14 protein-coding genes are annotated in these 14,499 nt (G+C 68.1%); 4 read left to right on the top strand and 10 right to left on the bottom strand.

Annotation, left to right across the window (positions count from 1 at the left end; translation table 11 throughout):
* Positions 1-20: 20 nt before the first annotated feature.
* From AC1DOX_RS06545 to alr, 4 genes are all read right to left on the bottom strand, one after another.
* A complete protein-coding gene (locus AC1DOX_RS06545) occupies positions 21-1,589 on the bottom strand; it encodes a gamma-glutamyltransferase family protein (protein WP_441615059.1) in 1,569 nt (522 codons plus the stop codon).
* Between the two features lie 287 nt (positions 1,590-1,876).
* On the bottom strand, positions 1,877-2,686 hold the full coding sequence (locus AC1DOX_RS06540; protein ID WP_441614928.1) for a GntR family transcriptional regulator: 810 nt from the start codon (positions 2,684-2,686) through the stop codon (positions 1,877-1,879).
* 36 nt (positions 2,687-2,722) lie between these two features.
* Positions 2,723-4,090 carry a DNA repair protein RadA gene (radA, locus tag AC1DOX_RS06535; protein WP_441614930.1) on the bottom strand — a complete coding sequence of 456 codons (1,368 nt, stop codon included), beginning with the start codon at positions 4,088-4,090 and terminating at the stop codon, positions 2,723-2,725.
* A gap of 39 nt (positions 4,091-4,129) precedes the next feature.
* Positions 4,130-5,239, bottom strand: a complete 1,110-nt coding sequence (gene alr / locus AC1DOX_RS06530) for an alanine racemase (protein WP_441614932.1) — start codon at positions 5,237-5,239, stop codon at positions 4,130-4,132.
* Between the two features lie 464 nt (positions 5,240-5,703).
* Here alr and lplT point away from each other — a divergent pair, with 464 nt between their 5' ends.
* Positions 5,704-7,023 (top strand): lysophospholipid transporter LplT, encoded by a 1,320-nt coding sequence (gene lplT / locus AC1DOX_RS06525; RefSeq protein WP_092135364.1) that lies wholly within the window; start codon positions 5,704-5,706, stop codon positions 7,021-7,023.
* Between the two features lie 163 nt (positions 7,024-7,186).
* Here the strand turns inward: lplT and AC1DOX_RS06520 are convergent, their stop codons facing one another.
* The 4 genes from AC1DOX_RS06520 to tsaB are packed head-to-tail and all read right to left on the bottom strand — an operon-like array spanning position 7,187 to position 10,545.
* Positions 7,187-8,299, bottom strand: coding sequence for a DUF1853 family protein (locus tag AC1DOX_RS06520; protein ID WP_477101233.1), 1,113 nt, complete (start codon positions 8,297-8,299; stop codon positions 7,187-7,189).
* Positions 8,280-9,245 carry a uracil-DNA glycosylase gene (locus tag AC1DOX_RS06515; protein ID WP_477101234.1) on the bottom strand — a complete coding sequence of 322 codons (966 nt, stop codon included), beginning with the start codon at positions 9,243-9,245 and terminating at the stop codon, positions 8,280-8,282. The genes AC1DOX_RS06520 and AC1DOX_RS06515 overlap by 20 nt, the downstream gene beginning before the upstream one ends.
* Positions 9,242-9,727 carry a ribosomal protein S18-alanine N-acetyltransferase gene (gene rimI, locus AC1DOX_RS06510; RefSeq protein WP_092135365.1) on the bottom strand — a complete coding sequence of 162 codons (486 nt, stop codon included), beginning with the start codon at positions 9,725-9,727 and terminating at the stop codon, positions 9,242-9,244. The genes AC1DOX_RS06515 and rimI overlap by 4 nt, the downstream gene beginning before the upstream one ends.
* 53 nt (positions 9,728-9,780) lie before the next feature.
* Positions 9,781-10,545 (bottom strand): tRNA (adenosine(37)-N6)-threonylcarbamoyltransferase complex dimerization subunit type 1 TsaB, encoded by a 765-nt coding sequence (gene tsaB, locus AC1DOX_RS06505; protein WP_092134064.1) that lies wholly within the window; start codon positions 10,543-10,545, stop codon positions 9,781-9,783.
* A 168-nt stretch (positions 10,546-10,713) separates the two neighbouring features.
* On the opposite strand from tsaB, the gene AC1DOX_RS06500 reads away from it, so the two are divergent.
* A complete protein-coding gene (locus AC1DOX_RS06500; protein ID WP_092134066.1) occupies positions 10,714-10,983 on the top strand; it encodes an acyl-CoA-binding protein in 270 nt (89 codons plus the stop codon).
* 69 nt (positions 10,984-11,052) lie between these two features.
* Here AC1DOX_RS06500 and AC1DOX_RS06495 read toward each other — a convergent pair whose 3' ends face one another.
* Positions 11,053-12,522 carry a DHA2 family efflux MFS transporter permease subunit gene (locus tag AC1DOX_RS06495; protein WP_441615064.1) on the bottom strand — a complete coding sequence of 490 codons (1,470 nt, stop codon included), beginning with the start codon at positions 12,520-12,522 and terminating at the stop codon, positions 11,053-11,055.
* Between the two features lie 113 nt (positions 12,523-12,635).
* Positions 12,636-13,106: an SRPBCC family protein gene (locus AC1DOX_RS06490; RefSeq protein WP_441614937.1), complete on the bottom strand. Its 471-nt coding sequence runs from the start codon at positions 13,104-13,106 to the stop codon at positions 12,636-12,638.
* A gap of 97 nt (positions 13,107-13,203) precedes the next feature.
* Between AC1DOX_RS06490 and AC1DOX_RS06485 the strand changes: the two genes are divergently transcribed.
* Together AC1DOX_RS06485 and AC1DOX_RS06480 are read left to right on the top strand one after the other, a co-directional pair.
* Positions 13,204-13,932, top strand: coding sequence for an SGNH/GDSL hydrolase family protein (locus tag AC1DOX_RS06485; RefSeq protein ID WP_441614939.1), 729 nt, complete (start codon positions 13,204-13,206; stop codon positions 13,930-13,932).
* 116 nt (positions 13,933-14,048) lie between these two features.
* On the top strand, positions 14,049-14,459 hold the full coding sequence (locus AC1DOX_RS06480; protein ID WP_441614941.1) for a VOC family protein: 411 nt from the start codon (positions 14,049-14,051) through the stop codon (positions 14,457-14,459).
* Positions 14,460-14,499 lie beyond the last annotated feature (40 nt).

Below are 14,499 nucleotides of genomic sequence, written 5' to 3'. Positions count from 1 at the left end.
ACCTCGCTACTACGTCGCCACTACCAGGCCGCCACCGCGCCGTCGCTGCGCGGGTCGCTGCCGCCCTGGTAGAGCCCGTTCGTCTGCAGCACGATGGCGCCCGCGTGGCCCATCGTTTCGTCGTAGGGGCGCAGGATCTCCACCTCGTGGCCCAGCGTGCACAACGCGTCCTGCGTGGCGCCGGGAAAGCGCGATTCGAGCTTGAGCGTGTCGCTGGTCTGGCCCCAGGTGCGGCCCAGCAGCCAGCGCGGCGCGTCGATGGCGGCCTGCGGGTTCATGCCGAAATGGACGATCCGCGAGAACACCGCGCTCTGCGACTGCGGCTGGCCATCGCCGCCCATGTTTCCGTAGACCAGCGTGCGGCCGTCGGCCAGGCGCGCCATGGCCGGATTGAGCGTGTGGAACGGCTTGCGGCCCGGCATCAGCGGGTTGCGCGCGCCCGCATCCAGCGAAAAACTGCAGCCACGGTTTTGCCAGTTGACGCCCGAGCCGGGCAGCACGATGCCGCTGCCAAACTCGTGATAGATGCTCTGGATGAAGCTCACCGCCACGCCGTTGCCGTCCACCGCGCCCATCCAGACGGTATCGGCCGGGCCCATGCCCTCTCCCCACGGCAGCACGCCATTGGGCCGGATACGCGCGGCCGCCGCATCGAGCCACGGCGGCGCGAGCAGGTCCTGCGGATCGATCTCCATATGGGCCGGGTCCGTGATATGGCGGTCGCGCACGCGGAACGCCTGCTTGGTGGCTTCCACGCAGGCGTGGACGAAGTCCGGCCCCAGCGGGTCCATGCCACGTTCGAGGAGGCGGTCGAGCTGGCCGAGGATCAGCAGCGACACCAGTCCCTGCGTGGGCGGCGGCATGTTGTAGACCGTGCCGCGTGAATGGGCCAGCGTCAGGGGTGGCTTCCATGGGGCGCGATGCGACTGGAGGTCCGCCAGCGCAATCGGACTGCCGGCGTTGCCCAGTTCGCGCGCGAGGATGCGGGCCAGATCGCCCTCGTAGAAATCGCCGAGTCCCGCGCGAGCCATCTGCTCGAGCGTCGCCGCCAGACGCGGATGACGGAAGCGGCTGCCCGGCGCCGGTGCCTTGCCGTCGACCAGGAAGGTCTCGGCAAACCCGGCGATGCCGGCAAGTTCATCGGCCTTGGCGGCCACGCAGGCGGACTGGCTGTCCGTGACCGGCACGCCGATACGCGCGTAGTCGATGGCATCGGCCAGCAGGCGCGACAGCGGCATGCGCCCGCCGAGCGCGTCGCGGGACCAGTCCAGCGCGGCCTTCCATCCCGATACCGTGCCGGCCACGGTATTGGCCGCCATGCCACCGCGTGTGGGGATCGCCGACAAGCCGGCCTCCCGGTAGCGCGCGATGGTCGCCGCGCCGGCGGCAGCCCCGCAGGCATCCAGCGCACGCGGCGCCTCGCCCGGGCGGGCAATCAGCCAGAAGCTGTCGCCGCCCAGGCTGTTCATATGGGGGTAGACCACCGCGATGGTGGCGGCCGCCGCAACCATCGCCTCGACGGCATTGCCGCCCTCGCGCAAGACGGCCAGTGCGCTCTGCGATGCCAGCGCGTGCGGTGCCACGGCCATGCCCCGGCTGCCACGAATCGGATTCAGATGAAGGCTCACACGACCTCTGTGATTTATGTATACATAAAATTTCCTGGAGAACCTTCGCAATAGGCGTGCCACGACGCCGCCCCACGGAGGGATGGCATGGGGCGATACGGAGGAAAAGTAGGAGCAACCCGCCGGCAAACCCGCGTCGGTGCGCGGCTGGCGGGAAATCGAAGAGGAACGATCAGGAGTGCCGGATCATGGGCGCCGGCTGCGCCGGGGGAGACGCGACCCGCGGCGACCCGTGGCTGAACCCGTGTTCAGCCGAAGCGCCTGCGCCGCCGGGGTGCGCTGGTCACGGCCGGTCGCACAAGGCTGGTGCGGGCCTGCTCCAGGCGTTCCATCGTCAGCCGGCTGACTTCGGCGCGGCCATCCTCGATGTGGGTCGAGAGCAAGGCCACCGCGCGGGGGCCGTCGCACGCGTCCAGCGCATCGAGAATCGCGGCATGCTCGTCATAGGTGAGCGAGATCCGCTCGCCATAGGCAAAGTCGAGCCGGCGGATGATGCGGATGCGGTCCGTCACCTGCTGGTGAACCGCTGCCGACTCCGGGTTGCCGGCGGCATGCACGATGGCAAGGTGGAACGCCTCGTCGAGGCGCGCCACGTGATGGCCATCGGTCAGTCGTTCCGCGACGGGCACGCGCCAGATCGCGTCGAGCCGGGCCACCAGTCCCGCGCGGTCAAGATGCGGCGCGGCCGGCTGCTGGCACAGCCGCGTCACCGCATGGGTTTCCAGCAGCGTACGGAGTTCGTAGAGGGCTTCGAAGCGCGCCAGGTCCAGCGGCACGACTTCCCAGCCGTTGCGGTAGTAGCCGCGCACGAGACCATCGGCCTGCAGGCGCAGCAGCGCCTCGCGCACGGGCGTGCGGGAAATGCCGAGCCGCTCGGCCACGTCGTTTTCGGTAAAGCGGTCACCGGGCAACAGGCGGAACGCGAAGATGTCGTCGCGCAACGTCCGGTAGGCCGCCTGCGAGCGCGAAGCCCGCGAGGATGTGCCTTCACCCGTGCCCTCACCCGAGCCCTCGCCCGCGCCATCTTCGGGCTCCGTGGTTGCCGTGGCCGCCGTCATTGCCGTTATTTGCCTGTGTTGGCCCGTTGTACGGGGTCAGTCCAGATGCCGCACGCGGTCGATAGCGTGCTCGAGGCGGTCCACCGCGATGACTTCCAGCCCGTCGATCCGCTGCTTGGGCGCGTTGGCTTTCGGGATCACCGCCACCGTGAAGCCGAGCTTGGCGGCCTCCTTCAGACGCTCCTGACCGCGCGGGCTCGGCCGGATCTCGCCAGCCAGCCCCACTTCGCCAAAAACCACCAGCCCGCGAGGCAGCGGCTTGTTGCGCATCGACGAATGAATCGACAGCAGCACGGCAAGGTCGGCCGCAGGCTCCGTGATCTTGACCCCGCCCACGGCGTTCAGGAATACGTCCTGGTCGAAGCACGCGATGCCCGCATGCCGGTGCAGCACGGCCAGCAGCATCGCCAGCCGGTTCTGCTCCAGGCCCACGGCCAACCGGCGCGGGTTGGGCACGTTGGCGGTATCGACCAGCGCCTGCACCTCCACCAGCAGCGGCCGCGTGCCTTCCTGCGTCACCAGCACGCAGGAGCCGGCCACCATCTCGTCGTGCTGGGACAGGAACAACGCCGACGGATTGCTGATGCCGCGCAGGCCGCGCTCGGTCATCGCAAACACGCCCAACTCGTTGACCGCGCCAAAACGGTTCTTGAACGCGCGGATCAGCCGGTGCGACGAATGGGTGTCGCCCTCGAAGTACAGCACCGTATCGACGATATGCTCCAGCACGCGCGGGCCGGCCAGGCTGCCTTCCTTGGTGACGTGGCCGACCAGGATGATCGTGATGCCGGTGCTCTTGGCCACGCGGGTCAGCTGCGCCGCGCATTCGCGCACCTGCGCCACCGATCCCGGCGCGGAGGTCAGCGCTTCCGAGTACAGCGTCTGGATCGAGTCGATCACCGCGACCTCGGGTTTTTCCGCCTCCAACGTGGCCTGGATCTTCTCCAGCTGAATCTCGGGCAGCAGGCCCAGCGACGGGCTTTCCACGCCCAGCCGCTGTGCGCGCAGCGCGATCTGCGCCGCCGACTCCTCGCCGCTGACATAGAGCACGCGGCGCGTGCCGGCCAGGTTGGCCAGCGTCTGCAACAGCAGCGTGGACTTGCCGATGCCGGGATCGCCCCCGATCAGCACCACCCCGCCGGCCACCAGGCCGCCGCCCAACACGCGGTCGAATTCGTCGATCTCCGTGGAAAAGCGCGGCACGTCGGCGGCATCGATCTCGGACAGCTTGCGCACCACGGCGGAGGACGCCAGTGGCTGGAATCGCCGCGCGGCCGATGACCCGGAATCCGCCACGGTTTCCACCAGCGTGTTCCAGGCATTGCATTGCGGGCACTGGCCCGCCCAGCGCGGTGCCGTGCCGCCGCATTCGGTGCACGTATAGACAGTCTTGGTCTTGGCCAAACCCAGTTCCTTTTTCTTGTGAGGGCGCCGGGTCCGGCGTCAGGCCGCGTCGTCGGCCGTGGTCAGCGTGGCCACCGAGGTCGGCACACGGGGCGCCAGCGCGCACATCAGCTCGTAGCCCACCGTGCCGCTGGCCTCTGCGACGTCGTCGATCGGCAGGCCGTGGCCCCACAGCGTGACCGGCGTGCCGACCTTCGCCTTCGGGCAGGGAGTCAGGTCCACGCAGATCATGTCCATCGACACCCGGCCGACAAGCGACGTGCGCACGCCGTCGACCAGCACCGGGGCGCGCTTGTCGCCCCAGCCCGCCGCATGGCGCGGGTAACCGTCGGCGTAGCCGCAGGCCACGACGCCGATGCGCATGGCGCGGTCCGCCGTGAACATCGAGCCATAGCCGACGGTATCGCCAGGCTGCAGGTCCTGGACGGCGATCAGTTCACTGTGCAGGGACATGGCCGGTTGCAGGCCGGTTTCGGCGATATCCGCCGACAGGCCCGTCGGCGAGCCGCCATAGAGGATCACGCCCGGACGCACCCAGGCGCGATGGGCCTGCGGGTGCCAGAGCACGGCAGCCGAATTGGACAGGCTGGCCTCCCCCGGCAGGTTGGCGGTGGCGGCGTCGAAGGCCTCGATCTGGTGGGCGATGCCGCGCGGGCTGTCGGCATCGGAGAAATGCGTCATATGGACAATGCTGCCCACGCAGGACATCGTGCGGGCGCGCTCCCAGGCGGTGCGGTAGTTGTCCGGCCGGAAGCCCAGCCGATTCATGCCGGTGTTCAGCTTGAGCTGGATCGCCAGCGGCCCCCTGGGGCGGGCCTGCTCCAGCATGCGAAGCTGCTCCTCGCAATGAATCGCCGTGGTGAGTCGATATTGTTCCAGCAGGGGAATATCCTGTGCCTGGAAGAATCCTTCCAGAAGCAGGATGGGGCCCTGCCAGCCCAGGTCGCGCAGCAGCACGGCCTCGTTGAGGTCCAGCAGGCCGAAGCCATCGGCGGCACGCAGGCCGGCAAAGGCGCGGCGGATGCCGTGCCCGTAGGCGTTGGCCTTGACCACCGCCCAGACGCGGGCGTCCGGCGCGTGGCGGCGCACCACATCGAGGTTGTTGGCCAGCGCGGGCTGGTGGATAACGGCGTGAATCGGTCTGGGCATGGTGTGGCTTCTTGGGGGACTGCCGATCCGGTCTTGCACCGGATCAGGGAAAGCCCGGTCGGCAGCCCGCGAAAATTGGGCGTTGATGCTGCAAACACTGTGCCGGGGCCGGCACGTGAGCGGTGGCCGGCAGCCCGCGCGCAGCAGCATCGCGCAGATGATATTTGAACACATCCGGGTACGGGTTCCGGGAATCCCCCGGGACGCAGACTGTCGAACAGCCCGTCCGCCGGTGTGCTGAAATGTCGCTGTTTCGTGATATAAAGCCGGACGCTCCGGCCATGTTTTAAAAGTGAAGCAATATGTCAATGACGGTCAGGCAAGCCGAAAGGCGCGCGAAAGTCGCGCAACCGCCCCACTTTGACAAGGCCGTCGCGCCAGGTTCCCTGCAAGCCGCGATGCTGCCGGCCGGCGCGCCCCTGCCCGCCGTGTCGGGCGTCCGCGATGGAGACAAAGTCGACAGTATGAAGAAGGGTTTCTATACCATCATGGCCGCGCAGTTTTTTTCGTCGCTGGCCGACAATGCGCTGCTCATCGCAGCCATCGCCCTTCTTACCGAGTTGCATTCCCCGCAGTGGATGACGCCGCTGCTCAAGCTGTTCTTCGTGCTGTCCTACGTGGTGCTGGCGGCCTTCGTGGGCGCCTTTGCGGACTCGATGCCCAAGGGCAAGGTCATGCTGATCACCAACGCCATCAAGATCGTTGGCTGCGCCATCATGATGTTCGGGCTGCACCCGCTGCTGGCCTACGGCGTGGTGGGATTTGGCGCGGCGGCCTATTCGCCGGCCAAGTACGGCATCCTGACCGAACTGCTGCCACCCGAGAAACTGGTGATGGCCAACGGGTGGATCGAAGGCCTCACCGTCGGCTCGATCATCCTGGGCACGGTGGTCGGCGGCGCACTGATCTCCGTGCACATCTCCGAGATCCTGCTGCGCTTCGACATCCCCTACGTCGACACCGGCATCAACACCCCGGCCGAGGCCGCGATGGTCGTGATCATGATTTGCTACGTGATCGCTTCCGTCTTCAACCTGTTCATCCCGGACACCGGCGCACGCTATCCCCAGCAGGAAAAGAACCCCATCAAGCTGATTGCCGAATTCGGCGACTGCTTCATTGCCCTGTGGCGCGACAAGCTGGGCCAGATCTCGCTGGCCGTGACCACCCTCTTCTGGGGCGTCGGCGCCACCCTGCAGTTCATCGTGCTGAAGTGGGCGGAAAAATCACTTGGCCTGAACCTCTCCCAGGGCGCGCTGTTGCAAGCCGTGGTGGCCGTGGGCGTGGCCGTCGGGGCGATCATGGCCGCCGCCCGGATTCCGCTGCGCCGCTCGTTGTCCGTGCTGCCGTTCGGGGTGGCGATGGGCGTGACCGTGATGCTCATGGCGTTCTATACCAAGGACGCCATGCCTGCCGTGACGCTGGATCTGCTGGGCATGCACATGCCGCTGTACATGGCCATCGCCTATGTGTTCCTGATGATCGTGGGCGCCATGTCAGGCTACTTCGTGGTGCCGATGAACGCCCTGCTCCAGCACCGTGGGCATGTGCTGCTTTCCGCCGGCCATTCGATCGCCGTGCAGAACTTCAACGAGAACGTGTCGGTGTTGCTGATGCTGTGCCTGTACGCCCTGCTGATCAAGCTGAATGCGCCGATCGGTTTCGTGATTGTCGCGCTGGGGCTGTTCATCGCCGTCACGATGCTGCTGGTGATGCGCCTGCACAAGCACAATGTGAAGATGTACAACTCGCTGGCCATGATCGGCGAGGACAAGCACCACTGAGGGATGCCGGCGGCGGCCGGCCACGGGCCACGCTGCCTTCTGGAGCACCTTCTGGAGCAAATCGGATTGCAGCGGACCACACCGGACCGCACCGTCCAAGGCAAAGGCCACCCTCGGGTGGCCTTTCTGCTTTCTATCTTTCCGTATTCGGAATCCGGGACGTTCAGGGCACCCGCGCCCGCTCTCTCGCGCGGTCTTCCCACCCCTGCGGCACCACGAAGCCGCGTGAGCGTTCCTGCCAGATGCCGGGATATGCGGGCCCGGCCGGCTCGAGTTCGCACAGCATAACCGGGGCCTCGCGGCGCCAGCTATGGGCCTGGTGCGGATCGGCAAAACGCTGCGCCAGGGTGGCCTGCAGCGATTCCGCGGTCTCGGTGTCGGCCTCCGCAACGCGCGCCCCGGACAGCCAGTTGGCGCGCGGCAGGCGGCACCAGCGCACGGCACCCGGATCGGCCAGATGCGCGCTGCGCGCCGCCCAGTCATCGAGCGTCGACCACCAGCCATGCAGGTGGTCGGGGGCGATGCCCAGCGTGTCCAGGCCTGCCGGCAACCGGCCATCGCGATAGAACAGCCAGCCCAGCAGGTAGACCTCGCTGCGATCGATCACGTGGCCCAGCACGGCGCGCGCCTCGTCCGTGCGGCCAAGCGGAAGCTGCCGGCGCACGATGTGCTCGAGCTTGTCGCCCAGCCGGTCCACGAGGTTCGGTCCGACGAAGGCGCGCCGGTCGGGGGCGCCAGACTGCTCGCTTTGGGGATCGACCATCAGGTAGAACTTGGCGGCCATCTCCCAGTGGACAATCTGTCCCTTGGCCGGGTCGCGCCAAATCACGTCGAGTTCGCCCAGGGTCTGGATGCCGTGGCCGTTCGCCCGCCGGATCGGGACATTGGCGGCCAGCAGCTCGATCCCCTCCGCCCGTTGCAGGGCAAAGTGCAGCAGCCGCTCGGCATGGCGGCCCAGCCGCAGGCTGCGGCTGCCGGTGGGGTCGGGGTGGCCGCTCAGTTCGGCGATGGTTTCGGGCAGCGAGGCGGGATCGGCCGTCTCCAGCCAACGCTGCCATGCCGCGCGCGTGCCGGCCGGCCACTGCGCCAGCCCGGCGGCGGTGCCATATTCATCGGGAAGGCGGGACAACAGCGGCGGGGACAGCGAGCACCACGCGAGGTCGCGCGCGCGTTGCGAGGCGGCGCGGCACCACGGCGCCGCCTGCCCGTCGGCGCCGGTCAGGACCGGCCCGCCCGGACGGATGGCTTGCGCGGGGTCAGGCTTGAGCTCCCGCACGGTCGTGTACCTCGCGCGCCAGGCAAAGGTCTTCCCAGGCGCGTGCCTTGTCGGTCAGCGTTCGCAGCAGGTAGGCCGGGTGGTAGGTCACCACCACCGGGATACCCTCGTACGCATGGACGGTCCCGCGCAGCTTGCCGATCGGCGTGGTCGACCGCAGTAGCGACTGCGCGGCGAAACGCCCGAGCACCACGATCACCTTCGGTTTGATCAGCGCGATCTGCTGGCGCAGGTAGGGTTCGCACTGCGCCACCTCGTCCGGCTCGGGATTGCGATTGCCAGGTGGCCGGCACTTGAGAACATTGGCGATGAAGACGTTGCGCCCGCGCGCCAGCCCCAGCGCGCCGAGCATGTTGTCCAGCAGCTTGCCAGCCTGGCCGACGAACGGCTCGCCCTGCAGGTCTTCGTTCTCGCCCGGCGCCTCGCCGACGAGCATCCACTCGGCTTGCGCATCGCCAACGCCAAAGACCGTTTGGGTGCGCGTCGTGCAGAGGCCGCAGGCCGTGCATCCGGCGACGCTCGATTCCAGCGCCGGCCAGTCCATCGCGGCAATGGCGGCGTGGCGGGCGTCCTGATCCGGATGCGGCGCCTTGCGTAGCGGCGATGTTACGGATGGCGAATCGGATGGCGGTTGGGAAACCTCGCGTGACGCCGGCCGGGCTTCCTGCTCCACAGGCGCAAATGCCTCGACCATGGCGACCGCATCCGCTGCCTCCGCTGCCTCCGCCAGAGAGTCAGCATCGAAGGTTTCAGCCGTCTCGACCAACCCGGCCACCTTGACCGCCCCGACGGGCGCGTGGAGAGTCGCCTGCGCCATCGCCCCCAACTGCGCTTCGGCAGCGGCAACGTCGACCGCTTCCGGCACCCCGGCTGGGTCCGGCATGCGGCGCGGCACCCATTCGGTCGGGATCCCGAGCACTTCCAGGAACTGGCTGCGGCGGTTCATGCGGACTCCTTGTCAGCTGGCCATGCGCGGCGCAGCACCAGCGCATCCTCTCGCCCGTTGGCGGGCCCCGGATAGTAACCCTTGCGGCGGCCGATCTCGATGAAACCCGCCTGCTGATACAGCACCAGCGCGCCGATATTGGACGGACGGACTTCCAGCAGCATCGTGTTCAGGTTGTGGTCATGCGCGGTGGCCAGCGCGATGGCCAGCAACAGCCGGCCGTGGCCCTGCCGTTGCCGGCGCGGATCCACGGTGATATTGAGCAGGTGCATTTCGTCGACCACCGGCATCAGGACGGCGTAGCCGACCAGATCGTTCGCGGGGTCGCGCAGCGTCAGCCCAAAGTGGCCGGCCTTGAGCGAATTCTCAAAATTGCCGCGCGTCCACGGATGGCTGTAGGCACGATGTTCGATCTCGGCCACGGCGTGCAGGTCCAGCGCGCTCATGCGGCCAAGCGTCCAGCGGTCCGGGAGCGCAGGCATCGCCGGCACCTCTGGCCAGGGGCGATCGTCCGGAAAGATCTCCGGTGCGGCGCTCACGCCGGGCCTCCTCCGCTAGCCAGCGCGGCAGCCTTTGCCGCGGCGATGGCTTCGCGTTCGACGATGGTCTGCGCAACCTTGTCGCGCACGTAGATCGGCATGGCGTGTGCGGCATCGATGGCCTCGCCACGCGACAGCGCGCGCAGGCCGATCGCGACGAGCGCACGCGCGTCCGGCATGGCATCGGGCATCACGCGGCTGGCTTGCGCCGCGACGGACAGGCGGTCGCCGAACACCGTGGCCGCGTTGCCGGCCAGCCAGAAATCCCCCTCGGGACGCGCCACGGATTCGGGCGCGCTCACCTGCATCGGGCCTTCCATCACCCATTCGCCGGCCGCCGGGTCCCGACGGAACGTGGCGACGTAGGCCTCGTCCATGCGCGCGTCGAGCGCGACCAGCACGCGTGTGCCCGCGGGCAGCGGCGGCTCGCCGGAGGCGGCGCTTTCGGCACAGGCCATCAGCACATTGACGGGAATCACGGGCAGGCTGGCGCCGAAGGCCAGCCCCTGCGCCACGCCACACGCGGTGCGCAGGCCGGTAAACGACCCCGGGCCCGCACCGAATGCGATGGCGGCACAATCCGCCAGGCGGATGCCGGCCTCGGCCAGCACTTCGGCGACGGCCGGCAGCACGCGCGCCGACGAGCGCGCGCCAGTATGTTCATGACGGGAGAAACACTCGACGGCGCCGTGATCGGCGGCGCGCCCGAGTGCGACGGAACACCACTCTGTGGAGGTCTCGACAGCAAGAATCCAGGACATGGCGCGATTGTATCCGGTGGCGGGGCAAAGCTGAATTGGTGGCGCTGCCCGGAGCGACCCCGTCTGGCGGCTTCGACCGAAGGCTTCTTCGGTTTTTTCCGGCGCAAACGGGCAATGCCGGCGGCTATCATCGCCACCTGACTTGCCCTTTGCCACACTGGAGACACCATGAGCGACCTGCAGGCCCGTTTCGACCAGGCCCAACTCGACGTCAAGACTTTGTCCGAGCGCCCCAACAACATGACCCTGCTGCGTCTGTACGCGCTGTACAAGCAGGGTGCCGAGGGCGATGCCCACGGCGACAAGCCGGGCATGACCGATTTTGTCGGCCGCTACAAGTTCGAGGCCTGGGAAGCACTCAAGGGCACCAGCCAGGACGAGGCCAAACAGAAGTACATCGAGCTCGTCGGCGAGCTGCTTGCGGGCACCGCCAGCTAGGCAGCACCCGTCACGAAGCCCCATCCGCCCCGCCCGCCCAATCCACCCGGCCGCCGGCCAGCCGCGAGGTCAAGCCTCCGGCGCCGGCTTCGGGCGGATCCGCCAGGCCGCGAGGATCGCGGTGGCAATCACCACACCCACCGCCAGGAACGTCTCGTCGAACGCGTGAATCCGCGCCGCCTGCGCGGCGGCGTCGCCACCCTGCCCCAACACCGTGCCGTGCTCCGCCAGCCGCCATTGCAGCCCGACGCCGGCGAGGCTGACACCAATCGCCCCGCCCAGCTGACGCAGGAAATTGATGCAGCTTGAGCCCTGCGCGATCAGCGAGAAATCCACGCCACGCATCGACCCAAGCGTCAGCGATGGCAGGATGCACCCCAACCCGATCCGCCCAATCACCGCGTACAGCACCAGCAGCAGATACGGCGTGCCCGCCGATCCCGTCGCCATCAGCAGGAACGAGGCGGCCAGCAAGGCCAGTCCGAACGAGACCTGGCGGTGCGGCAGGATGCGATCGGTCAGGCGGCCCGCCACGGCGATCGTCAGCGCCAGCACGATCCCGGCCGGCATCAGCACGATGCCGGCGCGCGACGGCGTATAGGCCAGCGCCATCTGCATGTAGACCGGCAGCAGGTACGTGGAGCCAAACAATCCCGCGCCATAGATGAAGGCAACGATCGCCCCGGCGGAGAACTGCCGGTAGCTGTATAGCCGCATGTTCATCAGCGGGTGCGGCGCGCGCAGTTGCCAGACAACGAATCCCGCCAGCACCGCCACGCCAAACCCGGCCAGCGCCAGCCCGGCCGGCACGCTGTTGCGCATCTCGACGAGTCCGTTGAGCAGGCTGACCGTTGCCACGCCGGCCAGCATCAGGCCGCGCCAGTCCAGCGGCTTGCGCTCGCCCATCATCGCCGAATCCACGGCCATGAAACGGCGCGCCATCCACAGGCCGATCAGCGTCAGCGGCACCACCACGAAGAAGATCGACCGCCAGCCGAAGGTCTCCACCAGGAAGCCGCCGAGGCTGGGCCCGATGGCCGGCGCCAACACCACCCCGAACCCGAACAGCGACAGCGCCTTGCCCTGCTCGTGCTCCTCGAACACGCGCAGGATGAAGATACTGGGCAGGGGCTGCATGATGCCCGCGGCCACGCCCTCGGCCACGCGCATCGCCAGCATCACGCCGAAGGTCGGCGAGAACCCGCCGAACAGCCCGCCGCCGCCCAGCAGCACCAGCGCGCCGACAAAGGTCCGGCGCAGTCCGTAGCGGTTGAGCAGCCACGGCGTCAGCAGCATCGACAACGTCATGGCGATCATGAAGCTGGCCGCGACCCATTGCGCGCGCTCCTGGCCCAGGCTGAAATGCCGGCTGAGGTCCGGAATCGCCACGTTGACGATGGTGGACGACACGATGGACGACATCGTGCCAAGCATCAGCGCGACTAGGATCAGCCAGCGCAGGCGGTCGCCGTAACGCGCGCGCAGCTCGGCGCGGGTGGGACCTCGCGGTGTCGCGGGAGTCCCGGGCCCCGCCGCCACCGCGTTCACAGGTGCCGCCGCGGCGTCAGGCGCATCCCCGGCCGCGTGGCTGGCGCTGTCTCCTCCGTTGGCATCCCCGCCGCCGATACGTGCCGGCGCAGTGGATTCGCGGCTCACCCCAGCCGTCCGGTATGTGCGATTTCCCGGATCTTCCGCACCGTATCGAGGTCGGCCTCGTGATAGGCGGACTTGACGATCTCCGCGTAGCGGTCGTCCCCGCTGTCATCCACGGACGGCATCGTGGTCTCGTAGATAAAACGCACCAGCAGCGCCACGGGCGTGGGCGTCTCGATGATCATCGACAGCGTGCCGCCAGCATGTTCGTGCGTGGCGGCCGTTTCATAGCGCACCGCGCGGCGCGGCTCGAAGACCACGCGATCCCGCACGTTGGCCGGCCCGAAATGGAGCACACGCTCGACCCAGCCATCGCCCCGGTTGACGATCTCCGCGCTGTCCAGCCCCAAAACGAACAGCTCGGGCGATTCGGCGCGCAGCACCAGCCCCTGCCAGAGTTGCTCCGGCGTGAGGGGCTCCAGTGCGGGGTTGCCTGGGTCATTGATTTCCACCAGGTGTTCGAAACGCAACTTGAATCTCCAGTCTCGTAAATATCCGTATTATGGGGGCTCGCACGCGCGACGCGCTGGCCCCGCCGGGCTTTTTCAGATAGCTCTCATACTCGCCATGCAGCCGATCGATGACCCTGTGCAGGTGCTGGTCTACGCCGATTCCTTGTCGTGGGGCATCGTCCCCGGGACACGCCGGCGACTCCCCTTCCCCACACGCTGGCCGGGCCGCCTCGAGCACCGCCTGAATGCCGCCCGCGGCGCCCCTGCCAATGCTGGCCGGCCGCCGGTACGGATCCTGGAGGACTGCCTGAACGGCCGCCGCACGGTCTGGGACGATCCCTTCAAACCCGGCCGGCGCGGGCTGGATGGACTGGCGCAGCGTATCGAGATGCATTCGCCGCTGGCACTGGTGATCCTGATGCTGGGCAGCAACGATTTCCAGTCGATGCATCCGCATAACGCCTGGCATGCGGCGCAGGGCATCGCCACGCTGGTGCAGGCGATCCGCGCCGCGCCCATCGAGCCCGGGATGCCGGTGCCGCAGGTGCTCGTGGTGACGCCGCCCCCGATCCGCGTGGTCAGCGGCCCGGATGTCGATCCGCGCATGGCGCCGAAGTTTGCGGGTGGCGCGGACAAGTGCGTGGGACTGGAAGCCGCCTATGCCGAGGTCTGCAACACCCTGGGCTGCGCGCGGTTCGATGCCGGCACGGTGATCCGCTCGAGCGACGTCGACGGCGTGCACCTCGACGCCAAGGCCCATCTGGCACTGGGCGACGCGCTGGCGCCGGTGGTCGCCAGCCTGCTGGCAGAGGCAGGCACAACAGGCGCATCGCATCACTCCTGACAGCTCTTGTCAGGAGCCCCGGCGCACAATGCCTGCCCGGTGTTTCAGTTGCGTCAGGAGCCGTCAGGAGCGGCGGCCTCGCCTGTCCCTCACCGGACAACGCTCAGGAGGCTCGCATGGAGTTGCTGATCAATATCGACGTCGATGATCTCGAACACGGCATCGGCTTCTACGAAGCAGGACTTGGACTACAGCTGGGCCGCCGGCTGTTTGACGGCACGGTGGCGGAAATGCATGGCGCCTGCGCGCCGATCTACCTGCTGGCCAAGGCGCCCGGCACGGTGGCCACGGCCCGGGCTGACGCGCGGCGTGACTATGCCCGGCACTGGACGCCGGTGCACCTGGATTTCGTCGTCGAGAACCTGGAAGCGGCGATCGACCGGGCGATGCGGGCCGGCGCCGAGATCGAGGACTGGCCGCAGGACTTCGACTGGGGGCGCCAGGCCAGGCTGTCCGATCCCTTTGGCCACGGGCTTTGCTTTATCGAATGGAAGGGAGAAGGCTACGGCGCGGCAATGCGACCCTAGGACCCGCGCCCCATTCCGGCAGCTTGCACAAACAAAAACC

The sequence above is a fragment of the Cupriavidus sp. 01L415 genome (assembly GCF_056400065.1).
This window is presented reverse-complemented; position numbering and strand designations above follow the sequence as displayed.